The sequence below is a fragment of the Microbacterium sp. NPDC087665 genome, assembly GCF_044743285.1.
GTDB lineage: Bacteria > Actinomycetota > Actinomycetes > Actinomycetales > Microbacteriaceae > Microbacterium.
On the sequence record NZ_JBIUWD010000003.1, the window covers coordinates 356,809 to 376,833 of the forward strand.

Here is a 20,025-nt window from a genome sequence, read left to right on the forward strand (position 1 = left end):
ATGACGACCACCCTGTTCACGAACGCGAAGGTCTTCACGGGCGAGTCCGAGACGGCGTTCGCCTCGGCCTTCCGCATCACCGACGGCCTCATCGACTGGGTCGGCGACGCCGCCGACGTCGCGGGCGAGGCATCGACCGACCTCGGCGGACGCACCGTGCTGCCGGGACTGATCGACAGCCACACGCACCCCGCCCTGATCGCGGGAACCGCTGCGGCGGCCGAGTGCTTCCCGCCCGCGGTCACCTCGCCCGATGACCTCGTGGCGGTGCTGCGCGCGCACGCCGAGTCGGTCACGGCACCGGATGCCTGGATCCTCGGGCGCGGCTTCGACGACACGAAGTTCCCCGGCGGACTCATGCCGACCGCCGCCGACCTCGACCGGGTAAGCACCGACCGCCCCGTGCTCGTGTGGCGCTGCGACGCGCACTCCGCCGTCTGCAACACCAAGGCCCTGGAGATCGCCGGCATCACGGCGGCGACCATCGACCCCGACGGTGCGCGGTTCGAACGCGACGCCGACGGCACCCCGAACGGCGTGCTCACCGAGATCGCCGCGGTTGGCGAGGTCGCCGCGTTCATCCCGACGCCGACGCGCGACGACCAGATCGCCGCCATCCTCGCGATCGGCGACGAGCTCGCCTCGCGCGGCATCGTGGCGGTCTGCGACCTGCTCTCGACCCGCATCGACGACCCGCTCGGCACCTTCCGCGCGGCCGTCGAACGCGGACTCCGCACCCGGGTGGCCCTGTACCCGGGCTGGGATCCCGCCGCACCCCTCGCCGACCTCGGCCCGGGCGACCGCGACGGGCAGATCCGCGTCGGTGGCGTCAAGGTCGTGCTCGACGGCGCCTACTCCAACCGCACCGCGTGGGTGCACGAGCCCTACCCGGAATCGTGCGACCACGGCCTGCGCCTCGTCGACGACGCCGACGTGCTCGCGGCCGGCGACTGGGCGCGCCGCAACGGCGTGCAGCTGGCCGTGCACGCCATGGGCGACCGCGCGCTCGACTGGGTGGTCGAACTGTTCGCCGACCAGGAGCCCTGGCTCGACGGCGTCCCCTCGGTGCGCATCGAGCACGCGACGATCGTGAGCGACGACTACCTCGCGCGCCTGCGCACCGCACGCATGACGTTCGGCATCGCCACGCACACGGTGTTCTTCTTCGCCGAGTACGACGGGTACGAGAAGGCGCTGCGCGCCGAGCAGGTGACGGATGCCTATCCCATCGCGCGTCTGTACGCGGGGCTCGAACCGCTCGCGCTGTCGTCGGATCGCCCCGCGACCGCGTGGAGCGGCGCCGACGACGTGATGCTCTCGGTCGAGGCCGCCGTGCGCCGCCGCACCTACAACGGCATCGACTTCGGCCCCGAGGCGGCGATCACCGTCGCGCAGTCGCTGCTGCTGTACACCGGCCGCGCCCGCCTGCTCTCGCCGCTCGAGGGCGTCGGACTGCTCGCCCCCGGATTCGACGGCAGCTTCGCCGTGCTCGAACGCGACGTGTTCACGGTGCCGGCCGACGAGATCGCCGCCGTGCGCGTCGCCGAGACGTGGATCCGCGGCGAGCGGGTGCGGTGATGACTTCCCGATTCGACAGCGCTGCCGCAGCGCTCCAGAGCGACCTCGTCGCGGTGCGGCGCGAGCTGCACGGCGCCGTCGAGGTGGGGCTCGACCTGCCCGAGACGCAGCGCATCATCCTGCGCGAACTCGACGGCCTCGGGCTGGAGGTCACGCGCGGCACCGCCCTCTCGTCGGTCACCGCCGTGCTGCGTGGCGGTCGACCGGGGCCCGTCGTGCTGCTGCGCGGCGACATGGACGGGTTGCCCATCGCCGAAGCATCCGGCCTCGACTTCGCTGCCACCTCCGGAGCCATGCACGCCTGCGGCCACGACCTACACATGGCGGGGCTGCTCGGTGCCGCACGTCTGCTCGCGGCGCACCGCGACGAGCTCGCAGGCTCGGTCGTCTTCATGTTCCAGCCGGGCGAAGAGGGGCAGGGCGGCGCGCGCGTCATGATCGACGAGGGCGTGCTGGATGCCGCGGGCGAGCGCCCCGTGGCCGCCTACGCGATCCACATGGACAGCGCCGTACCGAGCGGGCAGCTCGTCGCGCGCGAGGGCGCGATGATGGCGAGTGCCAGCGGGCTGCAGATGGTGGTGCGCGGCACGGGCGGTCATGCCGCCTTCCCGCACCTGGCGATCGACCCGGTGCCCGTGGCGGCGCAGTTGATCCTCGCCGTGCAGACCTTCGCCGCCCGCCGGCTGCCCGCCACCGACCAGGCGGTGCTGTCGGTCACGACCCTGTCGAGCGACTCCGAAGCGAGCAACATCCTCGCCGCGACCGTGAGCCTCGGCGTGAACATCCGCACTCTCTCGATGGCCACGCTCGACACCGTGCGCACCGAACTGCCCGCCCTGCTGCGCGGCATCGCCGAGGCCAACGGCTGCACGCTCGACACCGACTTCATCGCCTCGTACCCGGTGACCTACAACGACCCCGCCGAGACGCGCGAGGTGCTCACGGTGCTCGACGACATCGTCGGCCCCGAGCGCGTCACCCGCCTCGAGGCGCCGTACATGGCCTCGGAGGACTTCTCGTACGTGCTGCACGAGGTGCCGGGCACGCTCGTCTTCGTGGGGGCGGCGCCCGAAGGCCGTCCGAAGCCGTTGCACTCCGACGACGCGATCTTCGACGACGGCGTGCTCGCGCTGCAGGCGACCGTGCTCGCCGAACTCGCCTGGCGCCGCCTCGCCCGCGCCTGAGCCCGCGAAGCTGCGGGCCGGAGCCGGCCGGCGCTGCCGGGTGTAGCCTTTCGAGGTGATGATTTCGAGGAGCGCCCGTGCGGCGCTGAAGGGAGCCGCAGGCGCGCACAGCGCCGGTGGCAGAGGCTGACGATCAGCCGGAGGCGGATGCCCGTCCCCGGTGTTGCGTCGTACCCGGTGTCCGCTCGGACCCCGCCTCACCTTCTTCTCCTCCGCTCGACCGTCGCGTCGAGCCCCTCACGAAAGCATCCATTCCCATGCGTCCCATCGACGAGCGCGCCATCCGCGCCTCCTTCCGCAACGCCTCCCGCAAAGAGGTCTCCGACCTGCGCCTGCCCGCAGACTTCGCCGACATCGACTTCGACCGGATCGACTACCTCGGCTGGTCAGACCCGAAGGCGCCGCGTCGCGCCTACGTGGTCACCGAGATCGACGACCAGCCGGTCGGCGCGATGCTGCAGCAGGCCGAGCAGCGCGTGATCGCACGCGCCCAGTGCTCGTGGTGCGACGACATCACCCTGCGCAACGACGTGCAGCTGTTCACCGCCCGCAAGGCGGGCGCGGCCGGCCGCAAGGGCGACACCATCGGCACGCTCGTGTGCGCGAACTTCGCCTGCTCCGCGAACGTGCGCCGGCTTCCTCCGCTCGCCTATGAGGGCTTCGACCGCGAACTCGCGCGAGAGATGCGCATCGTTCGCCTCGGCGAGCAGGTGCGGGCGTTCCTCGGTGCGCTCGAAGCCTGACGCTCGAGACCTGAGGCTCAGTCCTCGACGTTCCCCGTCACCGTCCGCACATGGGCGGTGGCGGGGCCGGCGAGCGTGTCGGAGAGCCAGGCGAACTCGGTGAAGCTGCGGTGGCCCGGCCAATCGGCGGGCAGCATCGCCGGCGGCAGCCCCGGGTCGAGATACGGCAGGGTGCGCCAGCGGTCGATGAGCTGCACGTAGGCGGCGAACGGCTCCGCGGGCAGCGCGGTCAGCGACTCCTGGAATCGCCGGTGCTCGTCGGCGAGAGCATCCAGATCCCACCACTCGGCCGCGGCGGCGTCGAGGGTGCCCGAGGTCACCGGCATCCCCGCGGGGAACAGCGTGACCCAGCGCCGGGCGTCGACCTCGTCGATGATCTGCTCGACCTCGCCCTGCAGGTGTCCGGGGCAGATCCAGAGCGCGGGCGAGACGACTCCCGCGCCGATCCAGTGCAGACGTCGGCGCAGCTGGTGGCGCACGCTGCGCTCGGACTCGGGCATCGAGAACGAGATGAGGCACCAGGGGTCGGTGTCGTCCATCTGCCGCATCGCGAAGATGCGGCGGTCACCGCGCTGCAGCATCGGGAGGGCGGCCGGATTCAGCCGGTACCCGATCGCTCCCTCGCGTTCGGCGAGCAGCAGTCCCTTCTGCTTGAGGCGGGCGATGCCGGTCCGCGCCTGCGCGGGTGCGATGCCCAGATCGCCCGCGAGGGCGACCAGGTCGGCGGCGGAGATCCATCCGCCGAGCGGCCGCAGGAACAGTCCGACGACCGTGCGCAGCAGCGAGGCGGTGCTGCCGGGCCGCGCATCGATGTCGTCGAGCACGGCACCATCGAGCACGGCGCTCTGAGCGGCGGCAGTCATCCGCGCAGTGCGTCGCGCACCGCGATCACACCGGTGAGCGTCTCGACGTGCGAGGTGCTCAGCGGCGACAGACCCAGGCGGATGCCGTCGGGGAACCGGAAGTCGGGAATGACGCCCTCCGCCCACAGCCGCTGCGTGACGGCGCGGAAGTCGGGGTGACCGATCGTGACGTGCCCGCCGCGCAGATCCGCGTCGCGCGGGCTCAGCAGGCGCACACCGAGCGGGGCGAGTTCCTCGTCGAACGCCCGCACCGCGAAGTCGGTCAGCGTCTGCGACTTCGCCCGCACGGCGTCGATGCCCGACTGCTCGATGAGGTCGAGCATCCCCTGCATCGCCAGCATCGAGGTGACCGGCGGAGTACCGCTGAGCAGCTGACGGATGTCGGCGGACGGCACGTACTCGGGTCCCATCGCGAAGATGTCCGCGGCGCTCCACCACCCCTGGATCGGCTGGCGCAGTGTGCCCTGGTGGGCGTGGTTGAGGTACGCGAACGCGGGGGATCCCGGCCCGCCGTTGAGGTACTTGTACGTGCAACCGACGGCCATGTCGACGCCCCACGCGTCGAGCTGCATCGGGATCACGCCCGCCGAGTGGCAGAGATCCCACATCATCAGCGCACCCGAGGCGTGCACGGCATCCGTGATCGCGGGCATGTCGGCCAGCGCGCCGGAGCGGTAGTCGACGTGGCTCAACGACACGAGGGCGGTGCGCTCCGAGACGACCGCGACGACATCGGCGACGCTCACCCCGAGCACGGGGTCGGGCTCGATCCAGCGCAGCGTCATCCCGGTCTCGGCGGCGACGCCCTCGGCCAGGAAGCGGTCGGTGGGGAAATTGCCCGCCTCGATGACCAGCTCGGTGCGGGTGGCATCCGCCGCGGCGGCCGCGCGCATGAGCTTGTAGATCAGCACGCTCGTCGAGTCGGCGACGACGGTCTGACCGGATGCCGCGCCCAGCGCGACTCGACCGATGCGGTCGCCGAGCTCCATGGGCAGAGCCATCCACTGCTCGTCCCACGAGCGGATGAGGCGCGTGCCCCAGTCGTCGCGCACGAACGCCGCGAGCTTCTCGGGGATGTCGCGCAGCGGTCGGCCGAGCGAGTTGCCGTCGAGGTAGGCGTCGACGCCCGGCGCCTCGGCGAAGGCATCGAGGTGGGCGCGCAGCGGGTCGGCGGCGTCGAGGGCGCGGGCGGCTTCGAGGAGGTCGGACATGTCACACCTTCAGATCGGTCGGGGCGAGGCGGCGGGCGCGCAGGGGCTGCGCGGTCGCCGGGGATTCGCCGGGGAAGAACAGCAGCGAGGTGGCGGGATCGAGCGGATCGGCGGGGGCGAGAGCCCGCAGCACGGCGTCGTCGTCGAGTCCGGCCGCGTGCAGTGCCGCGACCTCGCTCGGGTTGAGGCCGACCGGGGTCGGGCCGTTGCCCATGTCCGTGCCGTAGAGCACGGTGCCCCCGGCCGCGTGAAAGCGCCGGACGTTGTCGAGCGCGATGGCGCGGGTATCGCCGTCGTGGATCGCGAGCGTCGAGATCCACGCGACGGATGCCGCCTGCTCGACGATCTCGTCATCGCTCAGCCGTTCGGTGAACGGCGCGTGGGCGAGGCGGGCGGCACCGAGGCGGGCGGCGCGCTGCGCCTCGCCCGGCCCCTCGGCATGTGCCACCACGCTCAGCCCGCGGGAGGCGGCGAGGGTGACGATCGTGCGGAACAGGTCGTCACCGAACACCGGCCCCGCGGTCGTGTTGGTGGCGATCTTGATGCTGTGCGCACCGGCATCCGCCATCTCGTCGACCGCGCGGGCGGCCTGCGCGGTGTCGCCGATCTCGCGGAACGACCCGTCGGGAGCCCACGTGCGGTCGGCCGGGTAGCCGCCGGGCGCCGTGAGGAAGGCACCGGCGAAATCGACGGCGATACCGGCGCCGGCGCCGGCACCGTCGGCGGCGTCGTCGGCGTCGGCGGCGAGAGCCTCGGCGAGCCGGGAGATCGCGGTGACGTTCGCGCCGAGGTCGACCACCCGGCCGAGCGTCGAGGCCGCGAGGCCCGCGACGTCGACCAGCTGCAGGTGCACGTGGTGATCGGTGAAACCGCCCGTGACGACACCGTCGAGGCGGGGGAGGCCGTCGGCCGGGGGTTCGTCGCGCAGGAGCATCCGTCCGTCGACGAGGTCGACCACGCCCTCGCGCCACTCCTCGCCGTCGAAGAAGGTCGCGGAGTTCATCAGCTGCCGAGCTCGGTGCGCACCGTGTACAGCTCGGGGAAGAACGTCAGGTCGAGGGCCCGCTGCAGGAAGCCGACGCCGCTCGAACCGCCGGTGCCGACCTTCATGCCGATCGTGCGGGCGACGGTCTTGAGGTGGCGGAAGCGCCAGAACTGGAAGTTGTCCTCGAGGTCGACGAGGTCTTCGCACGCCTCGTAGAGATCCCAGTAGCGGCTCGGGTCGACGTAGATCTCGCGGATCGCGGGCACCAGTGCGGCGGTCTCGCGGTAGGGCTCGCGCACGTCGCGGTCGAGGATCTCGACCGGGATCGGCAGGCCGCGGCGCGAGGCGTAGCGCAGGAACTCGTCGTAGAGGGTCGGCTTCTCCCACTCGGCGGTGAGGAGGGCGAGGTTCGCGGGGTGGTCGCGGAAGACGCTGAGCATCTTCTCGTTCTTGTTGCCGAGGGCGAACTCGACCGCGCGGTACTGCACCGACTGGAAGCCGGACGAGTTGCCCAGCGCACCGCGGAACTGCGCGTACTCGGTGGGGGTGAGGGTGGCGAGCACCGACCACTGCTGGGTCATGACGTCTTGGATGCGCTTGACGCGCGCGACCCGCTTGAGGGCTTCGCGCAGGTCGTCGCTGGCGAGCAGCTCGCGCGCCGACGAGAGCTCGTGCAGCAGCTGCTTGAGCCAGAGCTCGGTGGTCTGGTGCTGGATGATGAACAGCAGCTCGTCGTGGTGCTCGGGGACGCTCACCGGATTCTGCGCCGTGAGCAGCTGGTCGAGCGACAGGTACGACCCGTAGGTCATGCGCCCGGACAGGTCGGTGACGATGCCCGCTTCGAGTGCGCGCTCGTTCTCGGTGTGATCCGTGCTCATGGCGGGGTGTCCTCTGGCCTCGGGTGATTCGGTTCGTGCTCGGGTGCTCGCCTCGTGCTCGGTGGGTTCCGATGTCTTCCGATGCGTGCGGCGAGTCCGATAAATATATAACAATCGTGCCGCCCGTCACAATGGTGAAATGTTCGCGCGTGCGTTCGGTGGGGGAGCCGGGCGCCGGTACCGTCGGGGTATGGGTGACAGCATCGATGCGCGTTCTTTCACGCGCCAGGACCGCACGCAATTCCGAGCCAAGACTCAGCGCTGCCTCGATGCTCTCGGAGTGATGCTCGCCGACGGCGACTTCGAGGTCGAGGCCCCGCAGCTCGGTCTCGAGATCGAACTCAACGTCGTCGATGAGCGCGGCGACCCCGCCATGGCGAACGACGCCGTGCTCGAGGCCATCGCATCGCCGGCGTTCCAGACCGAGCTCGGCCGGTTCAACGTCGAGATCAACGTCGCTCCGCGGCCGATCGACGGCATGCACATGCAGGAACTCGAGGCGTCGTTGCGCTCCGCGTTCGCTGCGGCCGACGAGCGCACACGCACGACCGGATGCCGTCTCGCGATGATCGGGATGCTGTCGACGCTGAACGAGCACCACTTCACCGAGCGGTGGTTCTCGGAGGACCCCCGCTACAGCCTGTTGGGGCAGCAGATCCTCGCCGCACGCGGGGAGGACATCGAGCTGCGGCTCGAGGGGGCGCCCCTCGCCGAGGGGATGAGTGCGGAGAATCTCGACATGGTGTGCGAGACGATCCTTCCGGAGGCGGCGTGCACCTCGGTGCAGCTGCACCTGCAGGTGGCGCCGGAGTCGTTCTCCTCCTACTGGAATGCGGCCCAGGCGATCGCCGGCGTGCAGGTGGCGCTCGCCGCGAACTCGCCGTTCTTCGCGGGCAAGGCGCTCTGGCACGAGACGCGCATTCCGATGTTCGAGCAGGCGACCGACACGCGGCCGCTCGAGCTGAAGAACCAGGGCGTGCGCCCGCGGGTGTGGTTCGGCGAGCGCTGGGTGACGTCGATCTTCGACCTGTTCGAGGAGAACTCGCGGTACTTCCCGGCCCTGCTGCCGGCCGTGTCCGACGAAGACCCGTTCGAGGCGCTGGCTGCGGGGGTCGCGCCGTCGCTGTCGGAGCTGCGCATGCACAACGGCACCGTGTACCGCTGGAACCGCCCGATCTACGACACGGTCGGCGATCGCCCGCACCTGCGGTTGGAGAACCGGGTGCTCCCCGCGGGGCCGAGCATGATCGACGTGCTCGCGGATGCGGCGTTCTACTACGGGCTCGTCCGCACGCTCGCCGAGGCCGAGCGGCCGCTGTGGACGCAGATGTCGTTCGATGCCGCGCGCGAGAACCTCTCCGTTGCTGCCCGCGACGGCATCGAAGCGCGGCTGTACTGGCCGGAGCTCGGGTGGATCAGCCCGCGCGAGCTCGTGCTGCGCCGGTTGCTTCCGGCCGCGGCCGAGGGGTTGGATGCGTACGGCGTCGATCCGTCGGTGCGCGACCGGTACCTCGGCATCATCGAGCAGCGTTGCCTGACCGGCCGCAACGGCGCGGTCTGGCAGCGCGAAGACGTCGTGGCGCGCGAGCGGGCGGGCGCGACGCGCACGGAGGCGCTGCACGGCATGCTCGAGGCCTATCTCGAACGGATGCACGCGGGCGAACCCGTGCACACCTGGGAGCACTGACCCCGGCGGTGCCCACCGGCGCGGTGCTCAGAGTCGTCGCGCTCACAGGCGTGGTGCGCGCGGCGGGGGAGTGCGGCGGGTGCCGGGGGTGCCGGATGCCTCGAACGCCGCCGCGAGCTGCAGCAGCCGGGTGTCGTCGTAGGCGCGACCGGCGAAGGTGAGCCCGATGGGCATGCCGATGTCGGAGAGGAGCCCCATCGGCACGGTGACGGTCGGGATGCCGAGGTGCCGGATGGCGAGGTTGCCGTTGGCGATCCACGTGCCGTTGCGCCAGCCCAGGTCGGCCGAGGCCGGGTTCACGTCCATGTCGGCGGGCCCGATGTCGGCGACCGCGGGGAAGACGATCGCGTCGAGGCCGAGCACGTCCATCCACTGCTCCAGGTCGACGTGCCGCGTCTGTTCGAGGCCACGGAGTCCCTCGGGCAGTTCGGGCATGCCGTCGATTCGCGCGTCGGGGTGCGCGCGCACCCAGTCGGGGTATTCGGCGATGTCGTCGTCGAAGCCGGTGTAGCGGTCGGGCAGCGCCCCGTCGGGGTGGGGGAAGATCGTCGCCCCATCGATATCGGCCAGCGTGTGCAGGGCCGGGTCGCCGTTCGCCTGCAGGAAGTCCTCCCACGCCCAGGCCGACAGATCGACGATCTCGCGACGCAGGTAGTCGGGCGAGACGATTCCGCGGGTGGCGATCGTCGGGGCGCCCGGACGATCGCCCTCGTAGTTCGAGACGACGGGGAAGGGCACCTCGAAGACGGTTGCCCCCGATGCTTCGAGGTCGCGCCGCGCCGCCTCCCACCGCTCGATGACCGATGCGCGAGTCTCGATGCGCTGCCCGGTCGGCCCCCCGACGCCCGGGTGCTCACCGGTGCCGGCGTCGGGGTCGGCGTTGATGTACATGCGCGGGATGCCGATGCGGGCGCCCGCGAGCGCCCCCGGGCTCGCACCGGACGTGCGGACGAGGGTCGGATACGACGGCGGGCGCACGGCGGATACCGCGGGGAGTTCGACCCACGGCTGGGTGCGCCAGAAGTCGCCGCGGGTCTCGGGGTCGTCGGCGACGATCACGTCGAGCACTTCGAGCAGGTCGGCCATCGTGCGCGTGTGGGGCACGACGACGTCCATCGTGGGCACGAGGGGCCAGTTGCCGCGCACCGAGATCACGCCGCGCGAGGGGGTGTAGGCGCACAGCGCGTTGTTGGTCGCGGGGCCCCGGCCGCTCGACCAGGTCTCTTCGCCGAGGCCGAAGGCGGCGAAGCTCGCGGCGGTGGCGGTGCCCGAGCCGTTCGACGACCCGGAAGCGAAGGGTGCGGTCAGCCAGTCGGCGTCGTACGGACTCTCAGCGCGGCCGTACACCCCGCGCTGCATCCCCCCGTTCGCCATCGGGGGCATGTTGGTGAGTCCGAGGCAGATCGCCCCTCCCGCGCGCAGGCGCTCGATCGTGAAGGCGTCGCGCTGTGCGGTGAGATCGGCGAAGGCCGGGCTGCCCGCCGCGGCGGTGAGGCTGCGCACGAGGTAGCTGTCCTTCGCGGTGTAGGGGATGCCGTCGAGCGGTCCCCGCACCGCGCCGCGGGCGCGGCGCTCGTCGGATGCAGCGGCTTCGGCGCGAGCATCCGGATTCGCCACGACGATCGCGTGGAGCGCCGTCGCCGTGCCGGGAGCGTCGTAGGCGGCGATACGGGCGAGGTAGGCGTCGACGAGTTCGACGGCCGTGGCCGTTCCGTTCTCGAGCGCCCGCCGCAGCTCGGCGATCGACGCCTCGACGACGTCGATCATGCGCGCGTGCCGGTCGCGCTCGCCGTCGGGAGAGCGGGCTGCTGCTGCGTGATGCAGTGGATGCCGCCGCCCCGGTCGAACAGCGGACGCGCGTCGACCGTGACCACGCGGCGCCCGGGATAGGCCTCGGCGAGGATCTCCCGGGCCGCGGCGTCTGCGCTGTCGTCGCCGAACCCGCACGCGACGACGCCGTCGTTGGTGACGAGGTGGTTGACGTAGCTCCAGTCGACGAAGCCCTCGTCGTCGCGCAGGGTGGAGGGCGCGGGCAGGCCGATGACCTCGAAGCGACGGCCCGCGGCATCGGTCTGCTGCTCGAGGAGAGCGCGGAGGTCACGCGTCACCGCGTGATCGGGGTGCTCGGGGTTCTGCTGGTCGTGCAGCAGCAGCCGGCCGGGGGAGACGATCGTCGCGACGATGTCGACGTGCCCGTTGGTGCCGAAGTCGTCGTAGTCGCGCGTGAGTCCGCGCGGCAGCCAGACGGCTTTCGTCGCGCCGATCGTGCGCAGCATCTCGGCCTCGACGCGCTGCCGGTCGGCGTAGGGGTTGCGTCGCGGATCGAGCTGCACGGTCTCGGTGAGCAGCACCGTGCCCTCGCCATCGACGTGGATGCCGCCGCCCTCGTTCACCAGGGCGGAGCTGACGAGCTCGGCGCCGACCGCTCCGGCCACCAGGCGAGCGTGCTGGCCGGCGTGCGTCCACTCCGACCACGCGGGGGCGCCCCAGCCGTTGAAGATCCAGTCGACCGCGCCGAGGACTCCCGGGCGCTCGTCGTCGATCACGAACGTGGGGCCGGAGTCGCGCATCCAGAACTCGTCGACCGGCGCCTCGACGATCTCGACCGCGCTGCCGAGCATGCGGCGGGCGCGCTCGCGCTCGGAGGGATCGACGACCATCGTGACCGGCTCGAACTCGGCGACGGCGTGCGCGACGGCCGTCCAGGTGGCGTAGCCTTCCTCGCGTTCGGCCGCGCTCTCGCCGAGAGTCTGCCCCTCGACGGGGAACGCCATCCAGGTGCGGTCGTGGCGGGCGGTCTCAGCAGGCATGCGCCAGGTCATCGAGATCTCCTTGCGGTGGATCGGTTATTGAACATGCGATCAATAGGTGTTACGGTAACTCCTGATGAACACCACGTCAAGAGCCACGAGTCCCCGACGCATGTCGCCGGAGCAGCGCGATCGCTCGATCCTCGAGGGGGCGATCGGCCTGGCCCGCGAGAGCGGCCTCGAGAGCCTCAGCGTGCGCGCGGTGGCCGCCAAGGTGGGGGTTACTCCGGCTCTCGTTGCCCACTACCGCCCGGGCATGGACACGTTCCTCGCCGAGGTCTTCGGCGTGATCGTCGCGGCCGAGCGCGACGAGGTGCTCGCCGACTTCGATCCCGCGCTCGGGGTGCGCGCCAATCTGCTCCGCATGGTCGAGACGCTCCTCGACGGCGAACGGCACGACGTCACGCTCGTGTGGGTGCAGGCGTGGGCGCTGGGCACCCGCAACGAGGCGCTCGCCGCGCGCGTGCGCTCCGAGATGGACCTCTGGCAGAGCGCCATCGAAGAGCACCTCGCCCGCGCGGTCGCCGCGGGTGAGCTCGCCTCCTCGCGCACCGACACGGCGGCCTGGCTCCTGCTCGCGATGATCGACGGCATGAACGCCCATTCGCTCGTCAAATGGGCACCGCACGACCGGGTCGAGCTCGCACGCCGCACGCTCTCCGCGGCGCTCGACCTGCCCACCGAAGCATCCGAAGCATCCGAATCCTCCTCCCTCTCCCACACATAAGCCTCCCGAAAGTTAGGAACGCCCATGGATGCTGTGCGCATGCACGCGGCTTCGCCCGAATCCTCCGCGATCGTCGATGCGGTGCTCGAATACTCGCGTCGGCGCATGCTCGCCGCCGACGTGCCGCTCGACAAGCCGCAGACCGAGGCCGAGCTCAAGCGTCTCCTGGGCGGCGCGACGATCACCGACGCCGGGCTCGGCGCTCCGCGTGCGCTGAGCGTGTTCGAGCACATCCTGGCGCCGGCGTGCCTCACCACCAGCCATCCGCTGTATCTGTCGTTCATCCCGACGGCGCCGACCACCGCGGCGATCGCGTTCGATCTGGTCGTCTCGGCATCCGGCCTCTACGGCGGCAGCTGGCTCGAAGGCGCGGGAGCCGTGCACGCCGAGAACGAGGTGCTTTCGTTCCTCGCCGCCGAATTCGGCATGCCGGCCAGTGCGGGTGGCGTGTTCGTGCAGGGCGGCACGATCGGCAACCTGTCGGCACTGGTGGCCGCCCGCGAAGCTGCGAAGGCGCGCCTGCTCGACGCGGGCAAAGAGCTGCCGCGGCGCTGGAAGATCGTCTGCAGCGTCGAGGCGCACTCGTCGAACAAGTCCGCCGCGAAGGTCATGGATGCCGACGTGCTCCTGGTGCCCGCGGGTGACGACGGGGTGCTGCGGGCCGATGCGGTGCGCGAAGCCCTGGCCGAGCACGGCGACGAGATCTGCGCGGTCGTGGCGACGGGCGGGTCGACGAACTTCGGCATCGTTGACGACATCGCCGGCATCGCGGCGCTGAAAGACGAGTTCGAGTTCTGGCTGCACATCGACGGCGCCTACGGTCTCACCGCAATGCTGTCGCCCGAGGCCCGGTCGATCTTCGCGGGCGTCGAGCGTGCCGACTCCGTGATCGTCGACCCGCACAAGTGGCTGTTCGCCCCGTTCGACTGCTGCGCCCTGATCTACCGCGAGCCCGAGGCCGGGCGACGCGCGCACACGCAGCACGCCGAATACCTCGACACGCTCACCGACGGCGACGACTTCAGCCCGTCGGACTACTCGATCCAGCTCACGCGGCGCCCGCGCGGCCTGCCGCTGTGGTTCTCGCTCGCCACCTACGGCGTCACCGCCTACCGCGAGGCCGTCGGTGCCACCATGGCGCTCACGCAGCGCATCGCCGAAGAGATCCGCTCCCGCCCCGAGCTCACCCTCGTGCGCGATCCGCAGCTGTCGGTCGTCGTGTTCGAGCGCGACGGCTGGGAGCGCGCCGATTACGACCGCTGGTCGGCAGCCCTTCTCGATACGCAGCAGGCCTTCGTGGTGCCGAGTTCGCATCGGGGCCGCCCGAACACGCGCTTCGCGATCCTCAACCCGCTCACGACGTTCGAAGACCTCGTCGGCATCCTCGACACGATGGTGTGAGTCAGGACTGCTCGCGGTCGCGCCGGCCACCAACCCTCAGCGCGTGGTGTGCGCGTCCAAGAACTCGATGGTCTTCTGCAGCGCGGTCTGAGCATCCGGCAGGTCGAGGTGGAACTGATACTCGTGCGGCAGCTGGGGTTCGTGCGGTGCCGGCCAGAACTGGGTCGTCACGTCGACGCCGAGTTCGTCGAGGCGCTGTGCCATCGGGATCGACTGCAGCCAGGTGAGGCCGTCGCCGTTGCCGCCCGAGATGTACGTCGTCGGGAAGTCGGCCGTCACCCAGTCGACGGTCGACATGGTCGCGCCGGTCGAATCCTCGGCCCACGTCTTGGTGCCCGAGTACGCCCACATGGCCGACTTGAATCCCCAGCCGGCGATGCCGTCGAGCTGGGCGAGAGCGGCCAGGTCGTAGACGCCGCAGTTGAGCACGGTCGCGATCAGCTGGTCCGCCTTCAGCGAGGGCGTGATGTCCATGATCTCGGCGTAGTCGGAGCTGGAGATGAGGGTGGCCATCTGGCTGGCGAGCTGCGCTCCGGCCGAGTCGCCCGCGAGCACGATCTGCGTGGGATCGACGCCCAGTTCATCGGCGTGCTCGTCGATGTAGGCGAGGGCGTCGTTGAGCTGGTTCACGGCCAGGGGGTACACGCCCTCCGGGCCGATCGTGTAGTTCACGCCGATGGTGGTGTAGCCCTCGGCGGCGAGGATGCGCAGGTACGGGTCGACGTTCTCCTTTGACCCCGAGATCCAGGCGCCGCCGTGGATCCAGACGATGGTCGGCAGGGGGGCGGTGGCGGATGCCGGCGAGAAGACGTCCATCGTGGTGTCGGCTCCGCTGTCGCCGTACGCGACATCGAGCTGCTCGGTGAGCTTCGTGTCGGTGACGTACTTGTCCATCTCGGCGGCAGTCTCGTCACCGCCCTTGGTGAACACCGCGCGGATGAGCATCGCCGAGGGCCAGGGGGTGATCGATCCGATGATCGCGACGATCGCGGCCACCCCCACGACGCAGGCGACGGCGACCTTCGTGCGGTGCCACGGACGTCGGGCCTTCTTGGTGCGGTGCAGCTCGGCCTCTGGTTCGCGCGCGGTCATATCGCCCCTCTCTCTGCGCACCAGTGTGGCAGTATTCCGGTCGCCGCCGCACGCGGGGGACATCATCGAGTGGTTCGCGCGCACCGGTGCGGCACTCCGCCGTCTGCATGGCCTGGACTCAGTCCGACAGCCCGGCGATGAGACGGCGCAGGCCGTAGTCGAACGCCTGACCGACGTCTCCGCCCAGGCGGAACGCTCCCGCGAGTTCCATCTGCAGGAATCCGGTGGCCCAGGCGGTGAAAAGGCGGGCGGCGTCGAGCGCGTGATCCTCACCGACGAGCTCGGCCGTGGCGCGCAGGATCGGCGCCGACGAGCGGTTCAGCGATTCCTGCGAGACGGATGCCGTGAACAGCAGTCGGAAGCCGTGCGGATGCTCGTGCGCGAAGGCGCGATACACCGCGGCGAGCTCTGCGAGGTCGGTACCCGCGGCGCCGAGTCGGGCGGTGAGGTCGTCGACCGATGCCTCCGCGACGGCGGAGAGGAGTGCGTCGCGGTCGCGGACGCGCTTGTAGAGCGACGGGGCGCGCACGCCGACCCGGGTGGCGACGGCCTGCATGGTGAGGCCCGCGGGGCCGGCGGTCTCGAGGATCTCGCGCCCTGCGGCGACGATCTCCTCGGTCGAGGTGCGCTCGGGTGTCGGCATGCCGTCTCCTTGATAGCTATTGACAATAGCCATGATAGCTACGTATCGTAGCCAACGCAAGGCTAGCCAATGCAACGCCTCGAAAGGACATCCCATGAAGCTCGCGCCGCACCTGCACCGCCTGGGCAACGACATCGTCGCCTCGTATCTCGTCGACCTGCCCGAGGGCATCACGCTCGTCGACGCCGGGCTGCCGGGCCACTGGCGCGACCTGCACCGCACGCTCGATGAGATCGGCCGGCCGCTGTCCGACGTGCGCGGGCTCGTGCTCACCCACGGCGACGGCGACCACATCGGCTTCGCCGAGCGGCTGCGGCGCGAGACCGGCGTACCGGTGTTCATCCACGCGGCCGATGCCCACCGGGTGCGCACGGGAGAGAAGCCGAAGACCCCGATGGGGCCGGCCCGCGTGGGGCCCACCCTCGGCTTCTTCGCCTACGGCATCCGCAAGAACGCCCTGCGGACCCCGCACGTGGCCGAGGTGCGCGAGGTCGCAGACGGCGATGTTCTCGACCTGCCCGGCGCACCCGTCGTGATCGCGATGCCGGGGCATTCGCCGGGCAGTATCGCCGTGCACATCCCCGCGGCCGACGCCGTGTTCGTCGGCGACGCCCTCACCACCCGCCATGTGCTCACCGGTCGTGTCGGCGCGCAGCCGGCTCCGTTCACCGACGAGCCGGCCGAGGCGCTCGCATCGCTCGACAGGCTCGCCGCCGTCACCGCGTCGTGGGTGCTGCCCGGGCACGGCGCACCCTGGCACGGGTCTCCCGCCGACATCGCGGCGGCTGTCCGGGCATCCGCCTGACGACTCAGGCTCGACCCTCAGCGCCCCGCCAGCACCGTGGCCGTGTCGCTGATCGTGATCTGGGGCGGATAGAGCCCCATCACCTGGATCGCCGCGGCATGATTCTCGGCCGTCGATCCCGCGCAGGCGTCGGCGGCGACGGTCACGTGCGCCCCGGCATCCGCGGCGGCCAGGGCGGTCGAGATCACGCAGCAGTCGGTCGAGACTCCGGCGAGCACGACGTGCGCGCCGCGTCCGACGGTCCGCTCGATCTCGGCGCCCCACTTGCCGAACGTGGGCAGATCGAGGGTCGGATGCGGCGACAGGTCAACCGCGCCGGGCGCCAGGTCGAACAGCGGATCGCTCGGTGGCTGGTCGGCGAACGGCCACGCGGCGAAGTAGGCGCCCCACGATGTCGAGCGATCGGCGGTCGGCATCCAGCGGGTGACGAGCACGCGCTCGCCGAACGCCTCGGCGAGAGTGCGGATGTGCGGCATCGCGTCATCGAAGAACGGCGAGCCCCAGGCCGAGTCGGGCGAAGCGAAGATCGCCTGCGGGTCGATCACCACCAGCCACGGCTCGGTCCCGGAGTCGTCCTCGGTCCCTGAGCCGTCCTCGGTCCCTGAGCTTGCCGAAGGGCTCACGCCTGCTCCTGCCGCCGGATCTTGCCCGCCCGCGCGAAGTACGTCACCACGAACGACAGCACGAGGGCGAAGAAGACGCCGAGGTTGGCGTAGGCCCAGTCGCCGTCGGTGCCGCCGACGAGGAACAGCAGGTAGCCCTGCCAGTTGTTCCACGGGGCGGCGTCGGCGAAGCCGTTGAGCACGAGGCCCCAGCCGATGACGCTGGTGACGACCATTGTTGCGATCGAGATCCAGTCCCAGGAGCCGTAGCGTCCGTTCGCGTCGAACAGCGCCTCTTCGTCGTAGTCCTTCTTGCGGCGTAGGATGTCGGCGATCAGGATGCCCGCCCACGACGCCAGCGGCACGCCCAGGGTGATCAGGAAGCTCTGGAACGGGCCGAGGAAGTCGGTCGCGAAGAACACAACGAAGATCGTGCCGATGGTGAGGATGACCCCGTCGATCGCGGCCGCCGACGGGCGGGGGATGCGGATGCCGAGGCTGAGCAGGGTGAGACCCGACGAGTAGATGCCGAGCACGGCGCCCGAGACGAGGGCGAGCACCGCGGTCAGCAGGAACGGCACCAGCACCCACCCCGGGAGGATGGTGGCGAGCGCGCCGATCGGGTCGGCCTGAACGGCGGCGAAGAGGTCGTCGTTGGAACCTGCGAGCAGCAGGCCGAACACCACGAGGATGACGGGGGCGACCGAGCCGCCGATCGTGTTCCAGGCGACGATCGCTCCGTCGGATGCCGTGCGCTTCTGATAGCGCGACCAGTCGGCGGCGATGTTGATCCAGCCGAGGCCGAATCCTGTCATCACCATCACGAGGGCGCCGATCACCTGGCCGATGCCGCCGTCGGGGCGGGCCAGCACGGCGGCGATGTCGATGCTGGGGGCGGCGAGTATCACGTAGAGGATCGTCACGGCGCCGGTGAGCCAGGTGAGCACCGACTGCATCTTCATGATCGTGTGATAGCCGAGCACGGACGCGGCGACGATGAGCACCGCGACGATGATGGTCGCGATGATCTTGAGCGCGATGCTGTCGCCGTCGCCGCCGAGCTGCGTGATGACGGTGGCCGTGGCCAGCACCGCCATGATCGCCAGGAACGTCTCCCAGCCGATCGACGTCAGCCACGAGACGATGCCCGGGACCTTCTGCCCGTGCACGCCGAACGCCGCTCGTGAGAGCACCATGGTCGGTGCGGATCCGCGCTTGCCAGCGATCGCGATGAGGCCGCAGAGCAGGAACGACACGACGATGCCGATGACCGAGACGAGAGTCGCCTGCCAGAACGAGATGCCGAAGCCCAGCACGAACGACCCGTACGACATGCCGAACACCGACACGTTCGCCGCGAACCACGGCCAGAACAGGTCTCGCGGCTTGGCGGTGCGGTCGGATTCGGGGATGATCTCGATGCCAGCGCGCTCGATGAGACCCGGCTTGTGCTCGACGAGATCGGTCTTGCTCTGTGTCATTCCCTCATCCTGGCACCAGCGGCCGCCGGACGGGCGGAAAAAGACGCCTCAGGCGCGGAAGAACGCCTCCGCCGTGCGGGTCAGGTCGTGCAGGTCCGAGACGCCGGCGAGCTCGCGTGCGGAGTGCATCGACAGGATCGGGATGCCGACATCGACCGTGCGGATGCCGAGGCGGGTCGCCGTGATCGGCCCGATCGTCGAGCCGCACGGCACGGTGTTGTTCGACACGAACTCCTGCGTGCGCACGCCGGCCCGCTCGCACCAGGCGTGCCAGGCGGCGGTGCCGAGAGCATCCGTGGCGTAGCGCTGGTTGGCGTTGAGCTTGAGGATCGGGCCCGAACCGAGCACCGGCTGAACGACCGGATCGTGCTTGGCCGCGTAGTTCGGGTGCACGGAGTGGCCGACGTCGCTCGAGAGGCACCACGACGAGGCGAACGCCCGGCGGCGCTCGGAGGCGTCGGCGCCCAGGCCGTCGGAGATGCGGCCGAGGATGTCTTCGAGGAAGGGGCCACCGGCGCCGGATCGCGAGTTCGAGCCGAGTTCCTCGTGGTCGAAGGCGGCGAGCACCGCGATCGGGGCGCCGGCTTCGGGCTGGTGCGCGGCGAGGGCCACGACGCCCGCGTGCACCGAGGCGAGGTCGTCGAGACGGCCCGAGGCGAAGAACGCGTCGTCCTTGCCGAAGACGGCGCCGCGCGCGGTGTCGGCGATCACGACGTCGTAGCCGCGGATGTCGGCGGCATCGACGTCGGCGGATGCTGCGAGCTCGCCGAGCACGTCGGCCTCGCTCGGATCGCCGAGACCCCAGACCGGCTGCGTCTCGACCTGCTTGTCGAGGGCGAGGCCGCTGTTGGCGTTGCGGTCGAGGTGGATCGCCAGTTGGGGGAGCCGCAGGAGTGCGCCGGTGTCGGCGAGGACGACGCGGCCCTCGGTCAACGCCAGGCGACCGGCGAGACGCAGCTCGCGGTCGAGCCACGAGTTCAGCAGGGGTCCGCCGTAGACCTCCACGGCCGCCTGCAGCCAGCCGCGCGAACCGGTGGTCGGCTGCGGCTTGAGCTTGAATCCGGGGGAGTCGGTGTGTGCGCCGAAGATGTGCGCGGGAGTGGTGGGCGAAGCATCCGCCGGCACGATCCATGCGATCGCGGCGCCGTCGCGCACCACGACGTAGCGGCCACCGGGCTGCGCAGGCCACGCGTCTTCCTCGTTCAGGCGCGTGAAACCGGAGTCTTCGAGGCGGCGGGCGATCTCGGCAGCGGCGTGGTAGCTCGAGGGGGAGACGGCGACGAAATCAGCGAGGTCCTCGGCGTGAGCGAGTGCGACCGGAGTGACGGGCATGGG

General features: G+C 70.7%; 18 protein-coding genes. 7 read left to right on the forward strand and 11 right to left on the reverse strand.

The features are described 5' to 3' along the window. From ACIOSY_RS08445 to ACIOSY_RS08455, 3 genes are all read left to right on the forward strand, one after another. Complete coding sequence (locus ACIOSY_RS08445; protein ID WP_400851987.1) at positions 1-1,578, forward strand: amidohydrolase; 1,578 nt, start codon at positions 1-3, stop codon at positions 1,576-1,578. Further along, positions 1,578-2,762 (forward strand): M20 family metallopeptidase, encoded by a 1,185-nt coding sequence (locus tag ACIOSY_RS08450; RefSeq protein ID WP_400851990.1) that lies wholly within the window; start codon positions 1,578-1,580, stop codon positions 2,760-2,762. The genes ACIOSY_RS08445 and ACIOSY_RS08450 overlap by 1 nt, the downstream gene beginning before the upstream one ends. A 257-nt stretch (positions 2,763-3,019) precedes the next feature. Next, the gene (locus tag ACIOSY_RS08455) at positions 3,020-3,505 is read left to right on the forward strand and encodes an FBP domain-containing protein (protein WP_400851993.1); all 486 of its coding nucleotides are present in this window, start codon (positions 3,020-3,022) and stop codon (positions 3,503-3,505) included. Positions 3,506-3,522: 17 nt separating this feature from the next. On the opposite strand, the gene ACIOSY_RS08460 is transcribed toward ACIOSY_RS08455, so the two are convergent. The 4 genes from ACIOSY_RS08460 to ACIOSY_RS08475 are packed head-to-tail and all read right to left on the reverse strand — an operon-like array spanning position 3,523 to position 7,442. Then, on the reverse strand, positions 3,523-4,368 hold the full coding sequence (locus ACIOSY_RS08460; protein ID WP_400851996.1) for a PaaX family transcriptional regulator C-terminal domain-containing protein: 846 nt from the start codon (positions 4,366-4,368) through the stop codon (positions 3,523-3,525). Further along, positions 4,365-5,579: a kynureninase gene (locus tag ACIOSY_RS08465; RefSeq protein WP_400851999.1), complete on the reverse strand. Its 1,215-nt coding sequence runs from the start codon at positions 5,577-5,579 to the stop codon at positions 4,365-4,367. Before ACIOSY_RS08465 ends, ACIOSY_RS08460 begins: the two co-directional genes overlap by 4 nt. Before the next feature lies 1 nt (position 5,580). Next, positions 5,581-6,582: a hydrolase gene (locus ACIOSY_RS08470; RefSeq protein ID WP_400852002.1), complete on the reverse strand. Its 1,002-nt coding sequence runs from the start codon at positions 6,580-6,582 to the stop codon at positions 5,581-5,583. Then, entirely contained in the window at positions 6,582-7,442 is an 861-nt protein-coding gene (locus ACIOSY_RS08475) for a tryptophan 2,3-dioxygenase (protein ID WP_400852005.1), read from the reverse strand. The genes ACIOSY_RS08470 and ACIOSY_RS08475 overlap by 1 nt, the downstream gene beginning before the upstream one ends. Positions 7,443-7,632: 190 nt before the next feature. Here ACIOSY_RS08475 and ACIOSY_RS08480 point away from each other — a divergent pair, with 190 nt between their 5' ends. Further along, positions 7,633-9,129 (forward strand): glutamate-cysteine ligase family protein, encoded by a 1,497-nt coding sequence (locus ACIOSY_RS08480; RefSeq protein WP_400852008.1) that lies wholly within the window; start codon positions 7,633-7,635, stop codon positions 9,127-9,129. Between the two features lie 42 nt (positions 9,130-9,171). Here ACIOSY_RS08480 and ACIOSY_RS08485 read toward each other — a convergent pair whose 3' ends face one another. Beyond that, positions 9,172-10,896, reverse strand: a complete 1,725-nt coding sequence (locus ACIOSY_RS08485) for an amidase (RefSeq protein WP_400852011.1) — start codon at positions 10,894-10,896, stop codon at positions 9,172-9,174. Beyond that, a complete protein-coding gene (locus ACIOSY_RS08490) occupies positions 10,893-11,951 on the reverse strand; it encodes an agmatine/peptidylarginine deiminase (RefSeq protein ID WP_400852014.1) in 1,059 nt (352 codons plus the stop codon). Before ACIOSY_RS08490 ends, ACIOSY_RS08485 begins: the two co-directional genes overlap by 4 nt. Before the next feature lie 64 nt (positions 11,952-12,015). Here ACIOSY_RS08490 and ACIOSY_RS08495 point away from each other — a divergent pair, with 64 nt between their 5' ends. After that, positions 12,016-12,666, forward strand: a complete 651-nt coding sequence (locus ACIOSY_RS08495; RefSeq protein ID WP_400852017.1) for a TetR/AcrR family transcriptional regulator — start codon at positions 12,016-12,018, stop codon at positions 12,664-12,666. Positions 12,667-12,690: 24 nt separating this feature from the next. Then, entirely contained in the window at positions 12,691-14,067 is a 1,377-nt protein-coding gene (locus tag ACIOSY_RS08500) for a pyridoxal phosphate-dependent decarboxylase family protein (protein ID WP_400852019.1), read from the forward strand. 36 nt (positions 14,068-14,103) lie between these two features. On the opposite strand, the gene ACIOSY_RS08505 is transcribed toward ACIOSY_RS08500, so the two are convergent. Both ACIOSY_RS08505 and ACIOSY_RS08510 read right to left on the reverse strand, forming a co-directional pair. Further along, positions 14,104-15,159 carry an alpha/beta hydrolase gene (locus tag ACIOSY_RS08505; RefSeq protein WP_400852022.1) on the reverse strand — a complete coding sequence of 352 codons (1,056 nt, stop codon included), beginning with the start codon at positions 15,157-15,159 and terminating at the stop codon, positions 14,104-14,106. Between the two features lie 118 nt (positions 15,160-15,277). Then, positions 15,278-15,802 (reverse strand): TetR/AcrR family transcriptional regulator, encoded by a 525-nt coding sequence (locus tag ACIOSY_RS08510; RefSeq protein ID WP_400852025.1) that lies wholly within the window; start codon positions 15,800-15,802, stop codon positions 15,278-15,280. A 94-nt stretch (positions 15,803-15,896) separates the two neighbouring features. Between ACIOSY_RS08510 and ACIOSY_RS08515 the strand changes: the two genes are divergently transcribed. Then, positions 15,897-16,607 (forward strand): MBL fold metallo-hydrolase, encoded by a 711-nt coding sequence (locus tag ACIOSY_RS08515; RefSeq protein ID WP_400852028.1) that lies wholly within the window; start codon positions 15,897-15,899, stop codon positions 16,605-16,607. A 17-nt stretch (positions 16,608-16,624) separates the two neighbouring features. Here ACIOSY_RS08515 and ACIOSY_RS08520 read toward each other — a convergent pair whose 3' ends face one another. The 3 genes from ACIOSY_RS08520 to ACIOSY_RS08530 all read right to left on the reverse strand — a co-directional run bounded on the left by ACIOSY_RS08520 (position 16,625) and on the right by ACIOSY_RS08530 (position 20,022). Further along, positions 16,625-17,155, reverse strand: coding sequence for a cysteine hydrolase family protein (locus tag ACIOSY_RS08520; RefSeq protein WP_400852636.1), 531 nt, complete (start codon positions 17,153-17,155; stop codon positions 16,625-16,627). A 71-nt stretch (positions 17,156-17,226) separates the two neighbouring features. Further along, on the reverse strand, positions 17,227-18,690 hold the full coding sequence (locus ACIOSY_RS08525) for a purine-cytosine permease family protein (protein WP_400852031.1): 1,464 nt from the start codon (positions 18,688-18,690) through the stop codon (positions 17,227-17,229). A gap of 48 nt (positions 18,691-18,738) precedes the next feature. Then, the gene (locus ACIOSY_RS08530; RefSeq protein WP_400852034.1) at positions 18,739-20,022 is read right to left on the reverse strand and encodes a M18 family aminopeptidase; all 1,284 of its coding nucleotides are present in this window, start codon (positions 20,020-20,022) and stop codon (positions 18,739-18,741) included. Between the last annotated feature and the right edge of the window lie 3 nt (positions 20,023-20,025).

What these genes read in the sequence shown, in the direction of transcription:
- ACIOSY_RS08465 (WP_400851999.1), bottom strand. Translation starts at nt 5,579, where the DNA reads ATGTCCGACCTCCTCGAAGCCGCCCGCGCCCTCGACGCCGCCGACCCG.
- ACIOSY_RS08485 (WP_400852011.1), bottom strand. Translation starts at nt 10,896, where the DNA reads ATGATCGACGTCGTCGAGGCGTCGATCGCCGAGCTGCGGCGGGCGCTC.
- ACIOSY_RS08470 (WP_400852002.1), bottom strand. Translation starts at nt 6,582, where the DNA reads ATGAACTCCGCGACCTTCTTCGACGGCGAGGAGTGGCGCGAGGGCGTG.
- ACIOSY_RS08515 (WP_400852028.1), top strand. Translation starts at nt 15,897, where the DNA reads ATGAAGCTCGCGCCGCACCTGCACCGCCTGGGCAACGACATCGTCGCC.
- ACIOSY_RS08490 (WP_400852014.1), bottom strand. Translation starts at nt 11,951, where the DNA reads ATGACCTGGCGCATGCCTGCTGAGACCGCCCGCCACGACCGCACCTGG.
- ACIOSY_RS08505 (WP_400852022.1), bottom strand. Translation starts at nt 15,159, where the DNA reads ATGACCGCGCGCGAACCAGAGGCCGAGCTGCACCGCACCAAGAAGGCC.
- ACIOSY_RS08460 (WP_400851996.1), bottom strand. Translation starts at nt 4,368, where the DNA reads ATGACTGCCGCCGCTCAGAGCGCCGTGCTCGATGGTGCCGTGCTCGAC.
- ACIOSY_RS08450 (WP_400851990.1), top strand. Translation starts at nt 1,578, where the DNA reads ATGACTTCCCGATTCGACAGCGCTGCCGCAGCGCTCCAGAGCGACCTC.
- ACIOSY_RS08495 (WP_400852017.1), top strand. Translation starts at nt 12,016, where the DNA reads ATGAACACCACGTCAAGAGCCACGAGTCCCCGACGCATGTCGCCGGAG.
- ACIOSY_RS08445 (WP_400851987.1), top strand. Translation starts at nt 1, where the DNA reads ATGACGACCACCCTGTTCACGAACGCGAAGGTCTTCACGGGCGAGTCC.
- ACIOSY_RS08530 (WP_400852034.1), bottom strand. Translation starts at nt 20,022, where the DNA reads ATGCCCGTCACTCCGGTCGCACTCGCTCACGCCGAGGACCTCGCTGAT.
- ACIOSY_RS08455 (WP_400851993.1), top strand. Translation starts at nt 3,020, where the DNA reads ATGCGTCCCATCGACGAGCGCGCCATCCGCGCCTCCTTCCGCAACGCC.
- ACIOSY_RS08475 (WP_400852005.1), bottom strand. Translation starts at nt 7,442, where the DNA reads ATGAGCACGGATCACACCGAGAACGAGCGCGCACTCGAAGCGGGCATC.
- ACIOSY_RS08500 (WP_400852019.1), top strand. Translation starts at nt 12,691, where the DNA reads ATGGATGCTGTGCGCATGCACGCGGCTTCGCCCGAATCCTCCGCGATC.
- ACIOSY_RS08480 (WP_400852008.1), top strand. Translation starts at nt 7,633, where the DNA reads ATGGGTGACAGCATCGATGCGCGTTCTTTCACGCGCCAGGACCGCACG.
- ACIOSY_RS08525 (WP_400852031.1), bottom strand. Translation starts at nt 18,690, where the DNA reads ATGACACAGAGCAAGACCGATCTCGTCGAGCACAAGCCGGGTCTCATC.
- ACIOSY_RS08510 (WP_400852025.1), bottom strand. Translation starts at nt 15,802, where the DNA reads ATGCCGACACCCGAGCGCACCTCGACCGAGGAGATCGTCGCCGCAGGG.